This is a genomic window from Leuconostoc falkenbergense, from assembly GCF_045801155.1.
GTDB lineage: Bacteria > Bacillota > Bacilli > Lactobacillales > Lactobacillaceae > Leuconostoc > Leuconostoc falkenbergense.
This window is the reverse complement of record NZ_CP174386.1, coordinates 862386-883536: the sequence shown is the minus strand read 5'-3', so window position 1 is coordinate 883536 and position 21151 is coordinate 862386. Positions and strand designations below refer to the sequence as shown.

At 38.6% G+C, this 21151-nt stretch carries 19 protein-coding genes; 1 reads left to right on the top strand and 18 read right to left on the bottom strand.

Translation table 11 applies throughout. The features are described from left to right. Positions 1–16: 16 nt before the first annotated feature. The 13 genes from ACI3ES_RS04365 to ACI3ES_RS04305 form a co-directional block, all read right to left on the bottom strand. Positions 17–244, bottom strand: a complete 228-nt coding sequence (locus ACI3ES_RS04365) for a YozE family protein (protein WP_004913088.1) — start codon at positions 242–244, stop codon at positions 17–19. Then, entirely contained in the window at positions 231–845 is a 615-nt protein-coding gene (locus tag ACI3ES_RS04360; protein WP_142511505.1) for a YpmS family protein, read from the bottom strand. The genes ACI3ES_RS04365 and ACI3ES_RS04360 overlap by 14 nt, the downstream gene beginning before the upstream one ends. Further along, a complete protein-coding gene (locus ACI3ES_RS04355; protein ID WP_036068335.1) occupies positions 827–1732 on the bottom strand; it encodes an SGNH/GDSL hydrolase family protein in 906 nt (301 codons plus the stop codon). Before ACI3ES_RS04355 ends, ACI3ES_RS04360 begins: the two co-directional genes overlap by 19 nt. Positions 1733–1830: 98 nt before the next feature. Beyond that, positions 1831–2685: a DegV family protein gene (locus ACI3ES_RS04350; protein WP_036068334.1), complete on the bottom strand. Its 855-nt coding sequence runs from the start codon at positions 2683–2685 to the stop codon at positions 1831–1833. 9 nt (positions 2686–2694) lie between these two features. Next, positions 2695–3192 carry a dihydrofolate reductase gene (locus ACI3ES_RS04345; protein WP_004913075.1) on the bottom strand — a complete coding sequence of 166 codons (498 nt, stop codon included), beginning with the start codon at positions 3190–3192 and terminating at the stop codon, positions 2695–2697. Beyond that, the gene (locus tag ACI3ES_RS04340) at positions 3179–4384 is read right to left on the bottom strand and encodes a CCA tRNA nucleotidyltransferase (protein ID WP_114666667.1); all 1206 of its coding nucleotides are present in this window, start codon (positions 4382–4384) and stop codon (positions 3179–3181) included. Before ACI3ES_RS04340 ends, ACI3ES_RS04345 begins: the two co-directional genes overlap by 14 nt. Before the next feature lie 37 nt (positions 4385–4421). Next, positions 4422–5687: a lipopolysaccharide assembly protein LapB gene (locus tag ACI3ES_RS04335; RefSeq protein ID WP_036068331.1), complete on the bottom strand. Its 1266-nt coding sequence runs from the start codon at positions 5685–5687 to the stop codon at positions 4422–4424. 11 nt (positions 5688–5698) lie between these two features. After that, on the bottom strand, positions 5699–6799 hold the full coding sequence (menC, locus tag ACI3ES_RS04330; protein ID WP_142511507.1) for an o-succinylbenzoate synthase: 1101 nt from the start codon (positions 6797–6799) through the stop codon (positions 5699–5701). After that, a complete protein-coding gene (menH, locus tag ACI3ES_RS04325; RefSeq protein ID WP_036068329.1) occupies positions 6786–7583 on the bottom strand; it encodes a 2-succinyl-6-hydroxy-2,4-cyclohexadiene-1-carboxylate synthase in 798 nt (265 codons plus the stop codon). Before menH ends, menC begins: the two co-directional genes overlap by 14 nt. Further along, on the bottom strand, positions 7580–9211 hold the full coding sequence (gene menD / locus ACI3ES_RS04320) for a 2-succinyl-5-enolpyruvyl-6-hydroxy-3-cyclohexene-1-carboxylic-acid synthase (protein WP_036068327.1): 1632 nt from the start codon (positions 9209–9211) through the stop codon (positions 7580–7582). The genes menH and menD overlap by 4 nt, the downstream gene beginning before the upstream one ends. Next, positions 9204–10400 (bottom strand): isochorismate synthase MenF, encoded by a 1197-nt coding sequence (locus ACI3ES_RS04315; protein WP_036068325.1) that lies wholly within the window; start codon positions 10398–10400, stop codon positions 9204–9206. Before ACI3ES_RS04315 ends, menD begins: the two co-directional genes overlap by 8 nt. Before the next feature lie 61 nt (positions 10401–10461). Next, positions 10462–11262: a bifunctional hydroxymethylpyrimidine kinase/phosphomethylpyrimidine kinase gene (locus ACI3ES_RS04310; protein ID WP_036068385.1), complete on the bottom strand. Its 801-nt coding sequence runs from the start codon at positions 11260–11262 to the stop codon at positions 10462–10464. 2 nt (positions 11263–11264) lie between these two features. After that, on the bottom strand, positions 11265–11735 hold the full coding sequence (locus ACI3ES_RS04305) for a hypothetical protein (RefSeq protein ID WP_036068323.1): 471 nt from the start codon (positions 11733–11735) through the stop codon (positions 11265–11267). A gap of 96 nt (positions 11736–11831) precedes the next feature. Here ACI3ES_RS04305 and ACI3ES_RS04300 point away from each other — a divergent pair, with 96 nt between their 5' ends. Beyond that, positions 11832–12722, top strand: a complete 891-nt coding sequence (locus ACI3ES_RS04300; protein ID WP_004913038.1) for a YitT family protein — start codon at positions 11832–11834, stop codon at positions 12720–12722. A gap of 41 nt (positions 12723–12763) precedes the next feature. On the opposite strand, the gene topA is transcribed toward ACI3ES_RS04300, so the two are convergent. From topA to ACI3ES_RS04275, 5 genes are all read right to left on the bottom strand, one after another. Next, on the bottom strand, positions 12764–14857 hold the full coding sequence (gene topA, locus ACI3ES_RS04295) for a type I DNA topoisomerase (RefSeq protein WP_036068320.1): 2094 nt from the start codon (positions 14855–14857) through the stop codon (positions 12764–12766). A gap of 42 nt (positions 14858–14899) precedes the next feature. Next, the gene (gene dprA, locus ACI3ES_RS04290) at positions 14900–15769 is read right to left on the bottom strand and encodes a DNA-processing protein DprA (RefSeq protein WP_317211203.1); all 870 of its coding nucleotides are present in this window, start codon (positions 15767–15769) and stop codon (positions 14900–14902) included. A 56-nt stretch (positions 15770–15825) separates the two neighbouring features. Continuing rightward, positions 15826–17703 (bottom strand): ABC-F family ATP-binding cassette domain-containing protein, encoded by a 1878-nt coding sequence (locus tag ACI3ES_RS04285; RefSeq protein ID WP_142511509.1) that lies wholly within the window; start codon positions 17701–17703, stop codon positions 15826–15828. 102 nt (positions 17704–17805) lie between these two features. Beyond that, a complete protein-coding gene (locus ACI3ES_RS04280) occupies positions 17806–19329 on the bottom strand; it encodes a glycosyltransferase (RefSeq protein WP_142511510.1) in 1524 nt (507 codons plus the stop codon). An 8-nt stretch (positions 19330–19337) separates the two neighbouring features. Further along, on the bottom strand, positions 19338–20936 hold the full coding sequence (locus ACI3ES_RS04275; protein ID WP_036068312.1) for a glycosyltransferase: 1599 nt from the start codon (positions 20934–20936) through the stop codon (positions 19338–19340). Positions 20937–21151: the final 215 nt, after the last annotated feature.

The following is a 21151-nucleotide window of genomic DNA, read 5'->3' as shown; positions in this document are numbered from 1 at the left end:
TTGAGCGTACTCCTCTTTATCGATCTGCGATATACATTGACCACGCTTCATCAAACGTCGTCATGCTCATCAAGTAAGTCGTATTTTCTTCTAAATACTTAGAAATATCATCAAAGTCCGTACTTTGTTTGGGAAATGTCGAATCCAAAAAGGCGTTGTTAGCAAATTGCTGAACATCATCCGCGGCTATTGGATTACGATTTGTCATTAACCAATTATAAAAAGAGCGATCACTTTTTTTCATCTACTAAGCCTCCTTCAAATACAAATTGATCTGCTTTCATATCAATAATTTTGGCCCGAAATGTTAAGCCCTGCGTCGTTGGCAATTGGCTCATATTAATAAAGATTTCTTTTTTCTTAGGCATAATAGTTACATATTTTGGTGCATCATAACTAGACCGAACGAAGCTCATAACAGTGGACACAGGCAGCGACAAATTACCAATTGCTAGTGATTTTGCCTTTAAAATAATGTTGCCATTAGCCGTTACTTGTGGATCAAGCGCCATGCCAAAGTTAAATTTTTGCCCTAAAAATTTAGTGCTACCATACATCATGACTTTGTCAGAAACATCAAACGTAAAACCACTGTTATCAGAATCGTTAAGATAGTGGGCTACTAAGGCATTAATTTGTTTTTTGTTTAGTGTAATATCAAATGTTGCGTCAGAATTTGCTATTTTTGACTGACTATCACTATATTTGATTGGACCTGACGCCTGATGAAAGAACCAAAAGCTGGTCAGAACGAGCCCAGTTACTAATACCCAAAAAAACCAAAACCAGATTGAACGGTGTTTTTTTGGTGTCATAGCTGGTCTTTTTAGTGTTTGATTAACCAATGTTTTTCCTCTCGCTTCATAACATGCAACAATTGTGATGTCATATATTGATAACCTTTGTCATTAGGATGATAATTATCATCTTTTGAAATCCAATTATTGTCAACACTTGTTTTTCCCGTCAAAACAGCCGTCATGGCTTTCGTTGCATTTTTTTCTGAACTATCACTTTCAATTTGCTTAACAAGTTTTTGACGTTGTGATTTTGTCTTGAATTGACCGTATGTCAAATCAAACGAACTGACATAATAAGCATTACCATCTTTTGTTGCCATTTTAGCATTGATAGCATTGAAATTTTTAACATCAGCATTGAAATCTTCACGATTAGCAAAGTGAACATAGAGCGGATTATAGTTACCAAAAATAAAGATTGGCGCTTGTTTGTTATAACCACGAACCGTTTTTAGCAATTTTGCTAACCTGCTTTGATAGTTCACTTTTCCTTTAACAACTGCTTCAGACAATGCTTTTGGAGAAGAAGCCGTCATATTTTTGAGTAACAATTGCTGTAAATCATTACCGCCAACTGTCATGACTAATACATCAGCGTTTTTAACACTGTGTTGAAAACTTGATTGTGCCACTAATCTTTTTTTAATTTGGTCTGAGCGGTCACCTGCTTTGCCAAAATTTTTCATGGTTACAGAAATATCATATTTTTCACGAATCTCTTTAGCAATTCTACCAGAATAGCCTTGCAATTTTTGTGTATCACCAACGCCCTCGGTTAGCGAGTCACCTAATGCTACCAAATTGACATGTGACACTTTTTCAGTTTTTGACAATGATTGATTGAGTGAATGATGTTGCCAGTTTTTAATACCAAAAAGTACGCCAGCACCAACAATCACGATGGCAATGAAGCTGATTAGTACCTTTCGCATTCGTAATTCTCCTGAAACTTTACTGGTAATTATTATAGCCTAAAAAAGCGTTAGTTACAAAAAAAGCGAGCTAGACTCGCTTTTAAGATAATTATTCATCAACGGGCACGATACAAAATTGCCAGTGCTCCCACACCTGTATGGGTGGATATAATCGGCGTCGTGTTCAAAACTGGAATTTCCAAGTCTGGCCAGATTGCTTTTAACCTTTCGGCTAATTGCGTGGCTTCCTCCGGAATACCAGCATGTGAAATACCAATCGCAACCATTTCTTTGTATTCTTGCATTTTTGCAATCACGTTGTTATTGAATTTAGCAATAGTTTTCATACCTCGCCCCTTCAATAAAACATCGACAGTGCCATCAGTATGTGTCACACCCGCACCAACCTTAATATTCAACAGATTACCAATAATGCCCTGTGTTTTGCTCAAGCGACCACCGGCAACCATATTTGTTAAGGAAGTGAAGCTCAAATAAATATTGGATTCATCACGAGCCTGTTCAATCGCTGGCATAATTTCTGCCATTGTTGCCCCCTGTTTTGCCATCTCAGCAGCTTGCAAGACAACAAATGCTTGTGCACGATCAGCTGCCAGTGTATCAAATGTTGTAATTTTTGCACTTGTTAAAGCCGCTGCCTGTTCAGCGGCACGAACTGTCCCCGATAATCCTGAAGACATGTGTATACTCAAAATTTCTGAATCAGGATGTTTTTGGTGAATCTCATCATAGGCAAGCTGAAACGCCCCAATTGATGGCTGTGATGTCTGAGGTAAACTCTTACTAACGGCCATTTTTTCTAAAAATTCATCACGTTGTATCGTCACGCCATCCTCATAAACGGTGCCGTCAATTTGGACAGAAAGCGGTACAATTTTGATATCATAAAATGCTATTTCTTCAGGTGTCAATGCAACAGCTGAATCGGTTACTATTTTAATATTTGACATGTTTTTTCCTTACTTACGCTTGTATCGTTCAACCACATACGCGTAATCATGATTGTTATCTTTGGGATGTGCCTCACTAGAGGTCAGCTTAAATTGTGACAAATCAATTGGCGCAACAAATGTGTCACCATCAATTATACCGTCAATCTTAGTGACAACGAGATCAGTTGCGTATGGCATAAACGCTTTGTAAATAACCGAGCCACCAGCAATTGATATGTCACGCGATTCGTTTTTAATAAGCGCCAATGCATCATCAAGTGAATGCACAACTTTTACTTCAGGATAGTTTGTCTGCCAATTTAAGTCCGTAGTCATCACAACACTTGTTCTGTTAGGCAGTGGTCGTCCAATACTCAACCAAGTTGGGCGGCCCATGATCATTAGTGTATTCATTGTCTCGTCACGAAAGAGTTTTAAATCATCGGGCATGTGCCATGGAATGCTGCCATTTTTACCAATGGCGTTCTTTTTATCCTGCGCCCATACCATTTTAATTGTCGTCATTTACCTGCTCCTTCGCATACTGTATAAGGGATTCACGGGTGTTTTCCAGCTCACCATTGACCACTGCGTACTCAATTTTTTTCAGACATTGGCCTAATTTAGGCCCGGGCATCATAACACCTTCACGAATTAAATCGCCGCCTTGAATAGCTAATTCTGACGAATTTGTAATCGGTAACATATCTATTATATGCCTTATCTGCCCAATTGTCGCGTTTGAAACATCTAGCAGTGTTAAAAGCTCGAATAACGTTTTTTGATAAGGTAGTGCCTGGTACAAATCAAAAGTAGAAACTTTATCAATTTGGCGAATCAATGGCACGACAGTCATCACCGTTGTTATTGTTTCTCGACTTAATTTCCAATTCCTTAAAAAACGATTGATTTGAGATGAAGTCAAATCTGTTTCGGCCAATACCAGCGACCAAACTGCGAAAGTATCAGCAGGTTGATGTGTTGCCAAATGTTGAATGATGTTATCCCAAATTTTCAATGGCTCACCTGGCAGGTAGTTGATAACACCATCATCTAAAGCCAATTTTAAGCTCTCAGCGGCATTGCCGCCCATTAACATTTTTTCAAATTCTACCCGTATACGCTCTACGGCTATTCTAGTTAAATTAGGTGCCAAATCACGTAACGCTTGACGTGTGTCATCTGCTATACGAAAACCTAGCTGGGCGCTAAATCTTAGCGCCCTCATCATTCTTAACGCGTCTTCAGTAAAACGTGTTTCTGCATCACCAACAGCACGAATAATACCGTTTGTCATATCAGATAAGCCATCAAATAGATCAACAACTTCACCATCATGACGCATTGCCAGAGCATTAATCGTAAAATCACGACGCTTCAAATCTTCTGATAAACTACGCACGAACGTCACACTATCGGGTCGCCTGAAATCAGTATAAGTTGACTCCGTCCGAAATGTCGTAATCTCATAGCCTTCACCATGGTCAAGCACCATCACAGTGCCGTGCTGAATACCCGTATCAACTGTCCGGTTGAACAATGCTTTAACTTCTTCGGGAAAAGCACTACTGGCAATATCAACATCATGTATTGGCGCACCCAAAAGTGTATCTCTAACAGAACCACCAACAAAATAAGCCTCATAGCCAGCTTGCTCCAAGGTAGCTAAAATAGGTTGCGCTTGTACAAATTCTTGTGGTAATTTTTCAATTTTCATATCATCTTATTTTATCAAATAAAAGACAACTGTGGGTTTAATATTCGACACTTTCAAGGCGCATTTGCATATCATCATCGTCAGGTGCAATCTTTAAATATTGTTTCATTGTGACTAATTCTTGTTCACGCATCCCCTGTTCATGATACCAGTCAACCAAATCGTGCAAAAATGCTACGTCATCGTTATAAAGCGGTGACGCTTGTTGCCAGTATTTGTTAGCCTTGTCATCTTGACCTAAAGCTTGATAAGCTCGTGCCAAATCCCAATAAAACTGTGGGTCAACAACATCCTCAGCAATATATTTTTCAATTAATTTCACATCATCTTCATACAAATTTTGCGACAAGAGTAACTCAGAATACGTAATAATAGTCATCACATCATTTTCATCTAATGCTAGTGCTTTTTGATAATAGGATTGTGCGGCCGCTAGATCACCTTGCTTGTCTGCCGCCAACCCAGCCAAACGGTACAAAAGTGTATTCGTTTCATCTTGGGCTATACCAGCTTGATAGGTACGATAGGCATTATCGAAATCTTGCTGATGTTCATACGCTTGTCCCAATAATGGGTATATAGAGGTATATTTAGGATCAGCTTCCAAGATATTGTTAAACAGCTTAATTGCCTCGTTTTCACGACCATTTTCTTGATACAATACGCCTAATTGAAACTGTGTGTCTAATGTCATTTGTTCCGGTTTAATTTGTTCCAAATAACCAACTGCGTTTTCATAATTTCCGATTTGTGCATACGCGACCCCAATCCGAGCAACCAAATCAACGCGACTAATTTCACGTTCACCTTTCAGTAACAACGATCGATAGCGTGGAATGGCTTGATGATAACTCTGATTAGCAAAATAAAATTCGGCTAATGCAAATTGGATAATTATTTCATCTGGTGCGATTTTTTCTGCCTGTAACAGGCTTAACTCAGCCGATTCATTCAATCCCTCAGTTTGGTAAATATCAGCTTTCACAAGAAGCGCTTGTAAATAAGACGATGATGAGGGTCTGATTTGTGCTAAGTAGTCTTGGGCTTCATCAATTTGACCATCTTCAATGGCGATGTCAGCCAAAGCAGTACGAATGTCATCCTCATCAGGAAATTTATCTAATAATTTTTTGTATGCTCTGCGCGACTGATTCAAAAATCCTAACGCGTATAATTCTTCGGCCAAACTATAAATCATTTCATCACTATCATGCCGCAGTGATTGTGCAAATAACTTTTGCGCCGTGTCTAGCTGCCCACTGGATAAGGCATCCAACATTTTTTCTGCATAATTTTCTGTCATAGGAGTTCCTTCTAATATTGTATGTTAATTGTGTTGGCAGACTGCATATCAGCAATGGCATCAAAATCCATTGTCACACCAATGCCAAATCCTATTGGCACTGTGATATAACCACGATCAACAACTAACTTTTCTTTAATGATGTCCCGTTCAAAATAGCGACTACTGTCGGATATATCGCTTGGAAAAGCAATATTTGGCAAACTTGCTAGCGCCAAATCAACACTTCGTCCTAACCCACTCGTTAACATACCGCCAATCCAAGGCTTATCAACCATTTTGATCGCCATAATAGCATTTGAAATGCCCCCTATTTTGCCCTGCTTGACAGTTAGCGCGTCAGCGGCGTGTAAGTCAAGCATTGTGGCGATATCATCTATATTATTGACGGATTCATCTAGACTCAAGTGTTGTTGAATACGGGCTTGTAGTTGCGCATGTTTAACAAAATCGTTAGCGCTATAAGGCTGCTCAATAAAATCAACATTATCAGGCAACGTGGCTAAAAAGGAAAAGTCTTCATCACGAAAGCTACAATTGGCATCAATAGAAAAATGTTGATTCGGGTAATCATGCAATAAATCAATCAACTTTTGCCAATTGTTCGTAGCGCCATCAATTTTCAACTTATGACGTTGATACTGCGCTTTCATCATAGCCTTAAAATCATCTGCCAATCCAATTGCGACACTAACTGGTACTTTTGTGCCTGTGCCACCAATGAGCCTTTGCAAAGATTTCTTTTTCAAATGACCAACAGCATCCCAGATTGCCATTTCAAGTCCTGATTTAGCAAATGACCCGTACGCTGTTAGCTTATTTAAACGACCAGCAAACTCCTCGGGCGATTTAAACTGATTGTCCTGCAGCTGGGGCAATAAAATATTTTGGACAATTGACAAGCTCATGATTTGATTTTCTGGCGCATAAGTGAAATCATCAAACGATTGTATTTCGCCGTATCCCATAACCTCTTGTTGCGTCAGATGATCAAATAATGTCACTTGTACAATCGTTAATGGTCGCCGTTTTGTTTCTGTATGGGCCGTTTTAAATGACTGTTTTAAGGTCAAAATAACCGGCGTGAGTGTCACACTTTTAATTTGATACATTTAATGCCTCAACAAATAGCTTTGGTTGCTCAACATGCGTGTTATGTCCTGCATTAGGAATAACTGCTTTTTGAACGTTGGGAATCAATTGTACCATTTGATTGGCGATAGCATTAAATTTATTATCTAATTCGCCAACAATCACTTGCGTTGGTATTTCTAAATCCGACAGCTTCGACCAAAAATCAGGCTGTGCCCCTGTTCCCATTTTTCGCAATGAATTAGCGACATTTGTTGGGTTTTGTGACAAGCGTTGTTGCCGAATATGGTCTTTTTTTGATGATGATAACAATTGTTGCGTTTCAAATAATGGGAGTTGAGCCCAATTATCCACAAACTTTGGAAAATTCTCTAAAATAGCTTGCGCCTTAATCTCGTCCGCAGTTATTCTTGCTTGCCTTTCTGATACAGTTTTGAGTCCCGCTGTGGTGCTTTCTAAATAAAGATTTTTTACCAAATCGGGATACATTAAAGCAAATCCCAACGCCAAACGACCACCCATTGAATAGCCTAGCAAATTAACATTTTGCCAATGAAGTGAAACCAAAATTGATCTTAAATCATCAATTTGATTAGCCATCTTAAAACGACTCACATCGACGACATCTGGTACCCGACTACCAAAACCAAGTAAATCAACTGTCAAAACTTCACCGGGCAAATCCAATTTGATATCATCAAAGTCATGATGTGATCCCATAAAGCCGTGCAACAGTAACCATTGACATGGACGTGCATCATTTTTAGTTAGAAAAATCTGATAGGGATAGTTGTTGATCATCATAGGCTTTCTCCAATATATTTTTGATGATCACGCACATTTTGAGTGCGGTTACTGGGATAAACAATTATTCTCGTGCCGTCTGTTGGTTGGTTAAGCACCTTTCGCAGATCTTCCGGTTGCTTGAGTAATACGTATGACAGCTGATACAAGGATGCAATTTTACTGATGTCCAATTCTAACGGTGTCCCAAAAAGTGTTTCAAAGTATTCTGTTGCTTCGGCTTGTGGCAAAAATGAAAAAATACCGCCACCATTATTATCAATGACGATAATATCAAGCGGTAACTGATAATTGCGGGCCATCATTAAACCGTTCATATCATGAAAAAGTGTCAAATCTCCCGTCAATAATAGACTACGTTGTTTTGTCGTGACGCTCATCCCCAAAGCTGTTGAAATAACACCATCAATACCATTTGCCCCACGATTAGCATAGATTGTTTGTGTATTAAAACCCGTAAAAAAATCATCCATATCGCGAATGGGCATACTATTGGCAACAAAAATCGGTGTTTTTGGCGATACAGCACGATTCAATGCTGAAACAATCGCCATTTCATGTACTAATTGTTTATCCTTTTGGTTGATTAATTGCCAGTTTGTTTCGAACGCTTGTTGTTCTTCACTAAGCACCACTTTTGCTTGCCTCAAAAAGTCACGTGGTGGCATTAAAATTGCACGAGAAACATGTCGTGAATGATCAGTTCCAGCATTTAAATCAACATGCCAAGTCTCAATATTGGCATGCTTTAGCCATTGCAAAACTTTCGCAGAAACTGGCGTTTTACCAAATCTAATGACTAAATCTGGTTTTAACTCGTCGGTCACTTGATCAAATTTCAACAAATAATCAATACCATGAATCGTTTCTGGGGTACGGACACGACTTAAAATATCCGCAATCACTGGCACATGGTAGGGTTGCGAAAATGCCAATAAAGCATCGCTATATGATTCTGCAACATTTGGACCGGCAAGAATTAACACACGCTTTGCTGTGATTGGTGGTATGTCAATTTTAATCTGAGATGGTTTTGAAAAGGATAGTTGCTTAACTAACACGTTATCCTGATTTCCTAATGTTGGCATCAAAGGTTTGCGTAACGGTAAATTAAATTGCACTGGCCCACAAGGTGCCGTATTCGCCAAATGAACAAACTTTTGTGTTGCAAAATCAATATATTCAGTTATGTCTTGGTGTGTCTCCTGCAAATTAAAAGCGAGATCTGCTTTCGTTAATTTTCCAAATATATTTTGCTGTGGTAATGTTTGTGGCGCACCATTATATTGTAATTCCTGTGGCCGGTCAGTTGACAAAATAATCAGTGGTACTTCTGACACTGACGCCTCTGCTACTGCCGGTGTATATTCTGTAATAGCAGTTCCTGAAGTACCTAGTAGAACCACGGGTGATAATGTCGTTTTAGCAATTCCTAGCGCAAAAAAGCCTGCTGATCGTTCATCAACATCAACATAGAGTTTCACATTTGGATGATACTTGACATACTCAGCAATTAATAATGCAACTGGCGTACTACGTGACCCCGGAGAAAGGACAAAATATTTAACACCTCCAGCTACTAAAGCGCCAATTAAGTGTTTGGTATTGTAAGTTAAAGCATCAATCATGCGTTAATTCTCCTAACAATTGTAGCATTGGCTTAAATTTCAACGCCGTTTCGTCATATTCTTGTTGTGCTTCTGAACCGGCAACAATACCGGCGCCAGCAAATAAACGTGCACGGGTCTGTTCACAATACATCGAACGAATACCCACTACTAACTCACCCGTATTATCGGCTGTGACATAACCAATTGGTCCTGCAAATAAGCCACGAGGTTGTTGCTCATGCTGCGCAATGTATTGTAAAGCTTCTTTTTGTGGTACACCACCTAAAGCTGGCGTTGGATGTAAATTATCAACTAGGTCTTTGACAGACATATTTGCAGACAATGTGCCACTAATCGGCGTGTAAAGATGCTGAACCTGTTTATTTTGTAACAGTATTGGATTAGATGGTACATTTAACTGCGTTGTTATCGCTTCTAATTTCATTTTGATACTATCAACAACAAACTGATGTTCACGCTGATTTTTTAAACTATGTAATAGGCTATTGCCTAATTCACGATCACGATGTGGATCACGATCTCGTGGTGTGGTGCCGGCAACAGCTGCTGTTTGAATTTCGCCCTGAGAGACAAATACGAGACGCTCAGGTGTCGCAGAAACAAAAATTTCATTTTCTCGTTTCAAAATGACATGATAAACATTGTGTTGCATTCTTAATGCTTGTAACAAACATGAAGCACGATTCTGATTGGACAATTCAATCATCTCCTGCCGACCAAACACGACTTTGTCGATCGGCGATTTAACATCATTGAGATTTTTTATTAAATCATCTACGCGTTGAATCCAGTCTGTTTCAGAGATAATTTTTTTTATTTGTACCCTTTTAATATCGTGGGTTTGTTGGTGATTTGCTAGGATGCTATCTAACTCTACTGTGTTAGATTGTAACCGCCCATTGGCAATCGAGACAACAATCTCAGGTTCAAACCAAAAGCCGTTCATTAGTTCTTCCTTTGAATGCTGACCATCAAAAGCGTTGGCGCCAAACACCATCGTGTTAACCTTTTGAGGCAACGTTTGCCATGAATTTTTTAATCCAAAAGCGTAAAAAATTTGTGTTGCTGTATTATTTTCAAAAAAAGCGCTCACCCGAAAATAATCAAGCATTTGGTTTAATACTTGATAATCCTGCGAAGTCACCTCACGTTCAAATTTAAAAAACTGATTGTCACTCTTTTTCATGTTACTTCCCTAACAACTAGATTAAAAAGCAACAGACACTCGCCTGTCGCTTAGTTCTACTTTATCCCAAACGCCGCGCTGCTTGCCAAACATTGCCAACATTGAACTTATCGTTCAGCACAACACCGTTTTTGATAGCCGCCAACACAAATTCTTTGGCATCTTGTACCGTATCTCGCATATCATTTTCTACCAAATTAGCAGCAATACTAGCCGAAAAAGTACATCCGGCACCATTGTTATAGGGCACTGGTGTTTTAATTTTCTCGTTCTGGAAAATTGTAAATTCCTCACCGTCAAATAAAACGTCAACCGCCAAATCACCAGACAATCTCGCACCACCCTTTATAACAACATTTTTAGCGCCTTCATTAGCTAAAAGTCGTGCGGCCTGCTTCATATCATCTACATTGTGAATGACACTATTGGTAAGTAACTGTGCTTCATTTAAATTAGGCGTCACAACTGTTGCTAATGGTAATAATCGATTATGAATCGCCTGAGCTAATTCACTTTTACCAGCTTTTAAAGCGCTTTCTTTAAAAATCATCACTGGATCAATGATGATAGGAATACTAATTGTCTCTAAACAATCGGCGACCACATTGATAATGTCTACTGTTGGTAAAAGACCAACCTTAATCGCAACAATTTGATTCAATGACATAACAGAAGCCAACTGAGCTTTTATCACATTAATGTCAATTGGAAAAATTTGAAAACTATCAGCTTGTACAGTAACAATGCTTGTAATGACACTCAATCCTACCACGCCATACTCTTCAAAAGTCGCTAAATCAGCTTGAATGCCTCCGCCAGATAGAGAATCAGAACCAGCAATCGTCAAAACCTTGTTCACCATCATTAATTGCTCGACGCTACAAAGCTAATATTATGACCGTCATCAGTCACTTTAGTAACAATATCACTATCACTGCCAACCCATGAATAATAACGATTATGGGCAATCGCCCATTTTTTTGCTTCGGCTAGCGTTTTTCCTTTCAATTTAGCTGATTCTTTAATTTCTGCAGCAGTATCTTGACTGCTCGACGAAGCACTTGAAGATGATGATGACGATTCGCTTGATGTCTCACTGCTACTACTTGAATCATCTGAAGAACTACTATTAGAGTCAATTTTTTCGTCAACTGTGCTACTCTTTGACACTTTTTGTTGAATAGGTGTAGTTGTTTTTTGAGAATCAGAATAACCGATATAAACAAAAACGCCTAACGCAACAACAATTAGTAAAGCCAACACAATAAAAAAATTGCGAATCGGATGCTTTTTTTTATAAAATCTTGGTCTTTGATAATAATTATAATCTGCCATATTTACCTCTTATTAGTCCTATTATACCAAACATAACAATGTTTTTACTAGCCAATATGTTATCATGGAAATTGAACACATTAGCGAGGTTTTACGATGAATGTAACAAATTTAGAACGCATTTCTGTGCGTGATATTGGTATGATTGCATTGGGAACAGCCCTTTATGGTTGGGGTTTAATCAACATTAATATTCCAAATCAACTGGCAGAAGGTGGCGTTTCTGGTATCACGTTGATTTTACGCGCGCTTTTTGGTTGGAACCCAGCTTATACCACACTATTATTGAATATTCCGCTTGTTTTTATTGGCTATCGCGTACTCGGTAGACGATCTTTAATTTATACAATTTGGGGTATTTCATCGCTTTCATTTTGGTTGTGGTTATGGCAAGTTGTCCCGACACCACCCGCACTTGATCACGACATGCTAATCGCAGGTTTGCTGGCAGGATTTATTTCTGGTTTAGGTTTAGGCATTGTCTTTCGATTTGGCGGTACATCAGGTGGTACAGACATCGTTGCAAAAATTACAGAACAAAAACTAGGCATCCAAATTGGTCGAACAATGTTTGCGCTTGATGCAGTTGTTCTGATTATTTCTTTAATTTATATCGACATTGTACACATGATGTATACTTTGATAGCGTCATTTGTATTTGCACAAGTTGTTAATTTTACACAGCAAGGTGCTGCATACTCAGCAAGATCATTTATGATTTTTACACAGTATCCTGAAGAAATATCCCATGCGATTATGTCAGAACTCGATCGCGGCACCAGTCTGTTAAAAGCAGAAGGTGGCTACTCACACATTGATCAGCGCGTCGTTTATGCTGTCGTCGATCCTTCGGAAGTCAACATGGTCAGGCACATCATTAATCAAATTGATCCAAAAGCATTTGTTTCCGTATTTGACACACAAGAACAATTAGGCGAAGGCTTTTCCTACTTGCGCCCCAAAAAATCAATATTTAAATTCAAATAAAAAGCGACCAATTTTTGAAATAATTCACGTATTCCAAAAAATTATTCGGTCGCTTTTTGCTTTGCCGTTGATTTATTTGCTTTATCGGTCGATTCTTTAGGAGTCGTACCATCAGCTAATGTTTTTTCTGTTGGTTTATCCCATGTTACAAAATCACAATCAGGGTAACGAGAGCAACCATAGAATGTCCGGCCTCGCTTTGTCTTACGAGAAACGACTTGCCCCTTATGACACTTTGGGCATGTCAAGCCGATTTCCTGCACAATTGTTTTGGTATTTCGGCAATCGGGAAAACGAGAACATGCGTAAAATTTACCATACCTTCCCATTTTAATAACCATCGGTGCACCACAAATTTCGCAATCCATACCTGCTAATTCATCGTGCATAATAACTTTTTCAAGAGATTTTTCAGCTGTCTCAACCTCTTTTTGGAAAGGCTTAAAGAACGAATCAATCACCGGAACCCATTGTTTATCACCTGTTTCTACCTCATCTAGCTCATGTTCAACAGCAGCCGTGAATTTTGTATTAGTGACGTCTGGGAAACTTTCCTCAACGATAGTCTGCACAATTTCGCCTAGTTCGGTCGGTACAAATTTCCGGGCATCAATACGCACGTAGTTTCTTCGCTGTATTGTATCTAATGTTGGTGCATAAGTTGAAGGGCGTCCAACACCATTTTCTTCCAATGCTTTAATTAAGGCGGCTTCTGTATACCTTGCTGGTGGCAATGTGAAATGCTGTTGTGGATCAGTTTTCGCTAATTTAACTTTATCTCCTGCATTTAAGTCAGGCAAAGCATTGTCTTTAACTTTGGCCGCTGGATAAGCTTTCGTAAAGCCCTGAAACTTTGTCTTAGAACCATTAGCTCTAAATATCACACCATTTTGTTCAATCGTGACCGCCATTGTATCTAAAATTTCAGGCGTCATTTGACTGGCTACAAAGCGTGACCAAATCAATGAATATAACTTAAATTGATCAGGTGTAAGTTTGTCCTTAATCGATTCTGGCGTTCGCGTAACATCAGAAGGTCTAATGGCTTCATGGGCATCTTGTGCACCTTCAGGTAATTTACCTTGAATTGGCTTATGTTGAGAGTATTCCTCGCCCCATGTGTCATGAATAAATTGCGCCGTAGCATTTTTAGCAACAGAAGAAATTCGGGTTGAATCGGTACGCATATAGGTAATTAAACCGACTTGGCCCAATCCGCGCCCTAAATTAATACCTTCATACAACTGTTGAGCAGCCATCATTGTCTTGCGTGTTCTAAAATTAAGCTGTGTGTTGGCCGTTTGTTGCATTGTTGATGTTGTAAATGGCGGTTGTGGTTGACGTTTCCGTTCCTTTGCGTCAACTTTAACAATATCAAAATCACCATTTTTATCAATTCGTTTCAAAACTGACTGAACACTGTCGTTATCTGGTAATGGTTGCTTTTTACCATCGAATCCATAGAAAACTGACTTAAACTTACTCCGCGCTTTTTTAAACTCGGAATCCAAAGTCCAATATTCTTCTGGCTCAAAGGCTTGAATCTCACGTTCACGTGCAATAATCAAACCCAAAGCAACTGATTGCACACGTCCAGCCGACAGTCCGCGTTTCACAGTTTTCCAGAGAATTGGTGAAATTGAATAGCCAACTAATCGATCTAAGATGCGGCGTGCTTGTTGCGCATCCACCAAATCTTGGTTAATTGTACGTGGTGTCTTAAAAGCGTTCTTAATGGTATCTTTCGTAATTTCGTTAAAGACAACTCTGTTAGGCTTTTCTGGATCAAGGTCTAAAATATGTTGCAAATGCCACGCAATAGCTTCACCTTCACGATCCGGATCGGAAGCCAGATAAACAGCTTTCGCAGCCTTGGCCTCTTTGCGCAAACCTTTAATAATATCACCCTTACCACGAATGTTAATATATTTAGGATCATAGTCATGTTCAACATCAACACCTAAAGTTGATTTTGGCAAATCCCGAATATGCCCTAAACTGGCAACAACTTTGTAGGTGCTGCCCAAATACTTTTCAATTGTCTTAGCCTTTGATGGGCTTTCCACAATAACTAAATTTTTTTTAACTTTTGATGTTTTTTTCTTTGGTGTTGTCTTTGTTTTTGTATCTGCCAATGAGATATGCCTCACAATTTGTTTTCTATAGTATATAGTGTATCAAATTGTGTCAAATAATTGTATGCTTTCCATGATATCAGTTGATTTTGTGACCATTTTTGCACCAAATCTTAATAGTTCATTTGCACCTAAAGAATTTTCAGAAAAAATTGAGCCTGGCACAACCATCACTTCTCGATTATTTTGGAGGGCCAGGTTTGCAGTAATCAAACTACCTGATTTTTGTTGCGCCTCAATGACAAGTGTTGCTGATGATAACCCTGCAATAATACGATTTCTCGCTGGAAAATGTGATCGCTGTGGACCAGTCCCAGGTGGGTATTCACTCAATACCAGTCCTTGTTGCCCTATTTGCTGTTGCAGTGCCTGATTTTGTGCCGGATATGTCATATCAATGCCTGTACCAATAACTGCAATTGGTACACCTGAATTGGCAAAAGTGATTTGATGTGCCATCACGTCAATGCCTTTTGCCAAACCAGAAACCACTGCAATACCTGATTTGACTACTTTGGGTAATAGATGTCTCATTACCGCTAAACCGTATGGTGTCGCCGTTCTCGTACCCACGACAGCAACATTAGGTAACCTTAACGCTGCTAAATTCCCGACGTAAAACAGTATTAATGGCGGCTCATAGATTTCTTTTAATTGTGGTGGATAATCGTCATCAAAATATGTCAGATAGTCAGATGCTATCGTCTCTGCTCGATTACAAGCCAGATGATAGCTAGATTTGATATTATCAGCTTGCTGATAATTTTCAATAATTGAAAAGACCTCATCCAAAGACCAAGGATAATGAGTGGGTGCTAAATCATTCACAATTGCATATATAATTTTGGCTTCTGCCGCACGCCCTATACCACGAGTTAAGTGTAATGCTAATAGAAATTGTTTTAATTTCATTTTATCTCCCTCGCTTTTATAATACGAACTACAAAACAAAAAAACTCATAAATAAATTATGAGTTTTCTACGATATCACTTAAATATTCCCAGCGATCCATTTTATTTTCAAGATTCTCGTTTAATTGATCTAATTCTTGTTGTAGATCACCAAGCTTGACATAATCCGTACCAAATGTTGCCATTTCGTCGGGGATTTCGTTAATACGATTTTCTAATTTCTCAATATCTGTTTCAATCGTTTCCCACTCTTTTTTTTCGTTATATGTGAGCTTTTTTTTGGTGCTTTGATTGACTATTATTGGCTTTGGTTTGTTAACTTTAACTTGGTTTACCGTTTCATGAGTCGCTAGATAGGCACTAAATAGGCCATCAAATCTGTTGACCACACCATTGCCCTCAAACATGTACAATTGGTTAGCCACTTTATCTAGAAAGTAACGATCATGAGAAACTGTGATAACAGCGCCATCGAAGTTGGACAAAAAGTCCTCTAATACTGTTAAGGTTCCGATATCTAAATCATTGGTCGGCTCATCAAGCAATAACACATTAGGCTGCTGTAATAACAGTTTAAGTAGATATAATCGGCGCTTTTCTCCTCCAGACAGTTTACGAATTAAAGTACCATGCATAAAGGGTGGAAACAGAAACTGTTCTAGCAATTCAGAAACACTGATTTGATTGCCATCTTTATCTTTAACCGAACCAGCAACATCTGTCAAATAAGCAATCACCCGTTTGTCATCTGGAATTTCTTCAGTCATTTGTGTATAATAAGCCATTTTCACCGTATCACCAAGCTCAATCATGCCACTCGTCAATGGTACAAGACCAGCTATCGCATTTAAGAATGTTGATTTACCGGCGCCATTAGCACCTGTAATTCCTATACGGTCACCAGCAGACACACGCAAATTAAAATCATTCAAAATCGTTTTATCGCCAAACTGAATACCAGCGTGTTCTATAACAATCACTTTTTTGCCCAAGCGCTGTTGTCCTAAATTGACGGTTACATCTTCGTCAGTTTGTAGTGTTCCCATTTGTGACGCTAATTCGGCAAACGCGTTCTCACGTCCTTTTTGCTTCGTTGTGCGTGCCCGAGCTGACTTTCTCATCCATGCTAATTCTTGTTTATATAATTGCTGTTGCTTGTGTTCTGCCAGTTGATTTTGGGCAACACGCTCAGCTTTTTTTTGCATATAATCTTGATAATTACCTTGATATTCAAACAAATCGCCAAATGATAGCTCAAATATTCTTGTGGCAACTGCATCAAGAAAATACCGGTCATGTGTGACAGTTAAAACTGCCCCTTTGTATGAACTGAGGTACTTTTCTAACCAAGCAATTGAATCAAAATCTAAATGATTGGTTGGTTCATCTAAAATCAACAAATCAGGTGCTTCAATGAGCACTTGAGCTAATCCAACACGTTTACGCTGACCACCGGATAAATCACTGATTTTGTGATGTAAATCTGGCATGTGCAATTGTGTTAGAATGGTCTTAATTTGTGACTCGGTTGTCCAAGCATCATCACGATCCATAGCATCCTGTGCTTTTTCAAAATTTTGAGCAACTTTTTCATCAGTCGGCTGATTACTAAATTGGCGCAAAGCATTTTCATAATTGCGAATAGTCTGAAAAACGGGCTGTTCACCTGACAAAATAGCATCCATTACTAAAGCATTGTCATCTAAGGTTGGACTCTGCGTCAAGTAACCAATACGGTAATCATTTTGTGTTGTAACTGTGCCAGAATCTGCTGGCGCAACACCAGATATTGCGTTTAATAATGATGTTTTACCACTACCATTAACGCCAATCAATCCAACTCTATCACCCGCCGTTATTAAAAAAGAGACATCGTTGAATAAGACCTTTTCGCCATACGTACTGTTTAAATTTTCTACTCTAAATTGTTTCATGGTACTATTTTACCTTTTTTTACCCAAAATCAACTGACCAAATATTGACAAAAATCTAATACGATTTTTATTGCTGCAAACGTCAGAGTGATTGGGTGTTCATTAGTTTTTAAAAACTTGTTGCCAAACTTTGTACATTTTTTCAGCTGAAAAAAACTTGGCTTTTTGATATGAAGCAGTGCTCATATTGGTCCATTTTGAAGGATTATTCAAAATGTTTGCTACTCGCTGAGCCATAATATTGGGCGACGCGCTTGGAACCACATAACCGTTGCTGTTATTTTCTACAATTTCATGAGTGGTCGTTGTGTAATTTATCCGGTATGAAACAATTGGTAACCCAAAAGCCAGTGCCTCAACCAAGTTCATTCCGAATCCCTCACCATGAGACGTTTCAATAATGACTTGCGCTCGCGACAAAGCTTCACTTACGGCTGCGTAATTACCATACGGTGTGAAAATGACGGATGATTCGACTCCTAAATCACGCGCTAATTGCCGTAATTTTTGCACGATTTCTTCATTAGCGGGATAACCCATGAATTCTAAGGTCGCATCGTTCACATAGCGTCTCGTCACTGCCAAAACTTCTACAGCCGCTTCGGGATTTTTTTCCGGACTTAAGCGCCCTAAGAACAAAATACGATGATTCACACGATCTTTAAAACTAATCTGAGACTGCGTTAGCATTGTCGGCGATATGAAAGTATCTGGCGCAGTTTTAACATTAAGATTAGGATAAACTGCTTGAATATCTTGCTGTTGTGCGTCAGTTGGTACTAAAATTGCATCAAATTGTTGATTTTTTTGGGACAAAGCCATTTCGTAAACTGGATAAGGCACCCCGACACGAGGTTGAACCACGTTTGGTGTATGAATATCATGAAAATAAGCAAATTTTTGTTTGGCACCACTCACTTTACCGATAGGTTCATCAAGTGTACGTCGATCAGAAATCAGTGTAACCTCTTGATATTGCTTCACAATTTCATTTAAAAAGAATGTCATCAATTCGTTTTCTGAATTGAAGCGATAATGATGTCCTTGATAATTTAGTAGCTGCCACATCGTGGGTTGAACGATACCATTTATAGCCATGTGTGTTATCTCAAGGACCACCTCACCATTTAAGTTCAAAAAACGTTGTGTGGCTAAACTATCATCCGGATGAAAAGTATCCACACTCGACTTAAATCCGCGCCAATCCCAATTTTCACGAATAGTGGGATTACCAGCACGATCTTCAAAAATGACTTCATTGACTAGCCCAACTGTCTCAGGCATTACCGTAATCGTGGCAATTCTACGCCCATTATGTTTCAAAAAACTTTGATTAGGCCCATCAGCTACAATATGATATGTATCCAAAGGCAGCATTTTTAGCAAACGCAAGTTTTGTTCTATTCTTTTAACGTCAGTCGTACCCTGAAAAAAATCATACATATTTAGCACCACGTCCGGTGTCAAACCAACCGCTTTAAGATCGCGATCAAGTAGGCGATTATAGTTGCGAGTCACATATTTAGCAGCATCATCAAATGCATTGAACAGCTTCGTTCGTTTAATTTGGGCGTGCTCAGTGCCAGAGTTAAATGAAAAGATATTTTCACTAATAAAAAAATTCATGCTGTCACTTACCTCCCTAAATTAGTCGCCGCTATTTTGTGCTGCCATTTTTGATTAGCATCATCAATTAATTTTTGCCAAGCAGCCATAACATTGGTTTCACTATATCGTTCAGCCGATTGATAAGCACCTTCAGAATAGCGCTGTGCCAATTCAGGATCGCGTAAAACAGTTATAATAGCATCAGCCATAGCACGATAATCACCATATGGGACAATTCTGCCATTAATATTATCTTGGACAATTTCATTTGGTCCGTAATTGACATCGTAAGTCAATGCAATCAACCCGTGGGCAATACCTTCCATAATTGCCAAATTAAAGCCTTCCATTCTTGAAGTTAAGCCATAAATCATGGCTTGATTTTCAACTGCATCAATATTGGTTGTATAGCCTCTCATTGTGACAGAATCAGCGAGATGATATTTGTCAATCACAGCTTCGACAGCACGCTTTGCTCGAAAATTATCAGTTGTATCGGCATAACCATACAAATCTAAACTAACTTCTGGTATTTCTTGTTTCACAATACCAACAGCCCTAACTAAGTCATCTAAATGCTTTTCCCAAGCAATTCTTGCAAACGCAACGATTTTACCAAATTGTCGTTGGCCAACACTCACATGTTTGGCATGAAGTAATGTATCCTTGACGATACCAACAGGAATTGTAAATAATGGCACATTAGGCTGAAAACGTAATTGAATATCACGCGTTTGTTGCGGCGTAGCTGATACAACCGCATCGTATTGATCCAAAGCATTCATAGCAAATTCATAATTATTGTTCAAAATTGACTGCATCGGCTCTTGTGCATCACCAGCGTGTGAATTGTGTAAATGTAAGACGGTATAAGCTGGATTTTTAAGCTGTAACAGACCATAATCAGCTAAATGACTGCGATCTAAAATAAAGATATTGGGCTCTGAAGCACTAAAAAAAGTTTGATTAATTGCGTCTAAAAAATGGATAGTTAAGTCTTCTATTGTATCAAAGTCATAACTTTTATCATTAAAAGTCAAATGCCAATTGGTTCGAGTTAATTCGGACTGGTGATTAACTGCCTTAGTGGTTTTAAAAAAGCTTTCCAAAACTGGCTGTCCATGAACATCTAACCATGTTTCTGATTCAATTTTGTTGTCTGGTGTATACCATTGCTGTAACGACTTGAAACCTCGAACATCATAGTGATCAACACGATACAAATTACCAAAGCCATCGAAAAGCTCAACAGATTTCACACGTTGTTTTTCTGAATTGACATAGTTAACACGTGCCACCAACATTTGATTGTTGTCAACTACTAAATATCGAGCATTTTTCGGCTCATCATTAAAAACTAAACCAGCAACGCCAAAATCAAGATCTTTCACCGTCAACAGTTGCGTTGCAACAATCGTCGTCTTTTGAAAATAATCAAACATATTGATTAAGTCATCATCATCAATGCCAGCCGCTATGGTTTGACGATGACATTCAGGATCCCAATCACGTAAAACTAGTTTTTGAGTGATATGATTTTTTTTAAATAACATAAACCGCTGAATTTCAGCATGCTCAATGCCTGATTTTTGTTCTGGCATGGTCGCATTAATGTGAAAAATCATGATTCATTCTCCTTTTCTGGACACTTATTTTTGAACAGAAATGTCAATTAATCGGGCTCATCAACCAACTAAGAATTTATACATCGGTCAAATTGTATCTGTACTTAACATCAAATATCTATTCATAAGTTTAGCAAAATCAACCTTAAATTGCGAATAACCGTCACCAATCATTACAAAAATATCATCATATTGAGGGTTTTTATTTTTGATAT

Excerpts from the sequence above, each read along its gene's own strand:
- ACI3ES_RS04315 (WP_036068325.1), bottom strand. The coding sequence starts at position 10,400 with ATGAAAAAGAGTGACAATCAGTTTTTTAAATTTGAACGTGAGGTGACT.
- ACI3ES_RS04280 (WP_142511510.1), bottom strand. The coding sequence starts at position 19,329 with ATGAATTTTTTTATTAGTGAAAATATCTTTTCATTTAACTCTGGCACT.
- dprA (WP_317211203.1), bottom strand. The coding sequence starts at position 15,769 with ATGAAATTAAAACAATTTCTATTAGCATTACACTTAACTCGTGGTATA.
- ACI3ES_RS04365 (WP_004913088.1), bottom strand. The coding sequence starts at position 244 with ATGAAAAAAAGTGATCGCTCTTTTTATAATTGGTTAATGACAAATCGT.
- ACI3ES_RS04350 (WP_036068334.1), bottom strand. The coding sequence starts at position 2,685 with ATGTCAAATATTAAAATAGTAACCGATTCAGCTGTTGCATTGACACCT.
- menH (WP_036068329.1), bottom strand. The coding sequence starts at position 7,583 with ATGATGATCAACAACTATCCCTATCAGATTTTTCTAACTAAAAATGAT.
- menC (WP_142511507.1), bottom strand. The coding sequence starts at position 6,799 with ATGTATCAAATTAAAAGTGTGACACTCACGCCGGTTATTTTGACCTTA.
- ACI3ES_RS04275 (WP_036068312.1), bottom strand. The coding sequence starts at position 20,936 with ATGATTTTTCACATTAATGCGACCATGCCAGAACAAAAATCAGGCATT.
- ACI3ES_RS04300 (WP_004913038.1), top strand. The coding sequence starts at position 11,832 with ATGAATGTAACAAATTTAGAACGCATTTCTGTGCGTGATATTGGTATG.
- ACI3ES_RS04305 (WP_036068323.1), bottom strand. The coding sequence starts at position 11,735 with ATGGCAGATTATAATTATTATCAAAGACCAAGATTTTATAAAAAAAAG.
- ACI3ES_RS04340 (WP_114666667.1), bottom strand. The coding sequence starts at position 4,384 with ATGAAAATTGAAAAATTACCACAAGAATTTGTACAAGCGCAACCTATT.
- ACI3ES_RS04285 (WP_142511509.1), bottom strand. The coding sequence starts at position 17,703 with ATGAAACAATTTAGAGTAGAAAATTTAAACAGTACGTATGGCGAAAAG.
- ACI3ES_RS04310 (WP_036068385.1), bottom strand. The coding sequence starts at position 11,262 with ATGGTGAACAAGGTTTTGACGATTGCTGGTTCTGATTCTCTATCTGGC.
- ACI3ES_RS04345 (WP_004913075.1), bottom strand. The coding sequence starts at position 3,192 with ATGACGACAATTAAAATGGTATGGGCGCAGGATAAAAAGAACGCCATT.
- menD (WP_036068327.1), bottom strand. The coding sequence starts at position 9,211 with ATGATTGATGCTTTAACTTACAATACCAAACACTTAATTGGCGCTTTA.
- ACI3ES_RS04355 (WP_036068335.1), bottom strand. The coding sequence starts at position 1,732 with ATGCGAAAGGTACTAATCAGCTTCATTGCCATCGTGATTGTTGGTGCT.
- ACI3ES_RS04335 (WP_036068331.1), bottom strand. The coding sequence starts at position 5,687 with ATGACAGAAAATTATGCAGAAAAAATGTTGGATGCCTTATCCAGTGGG.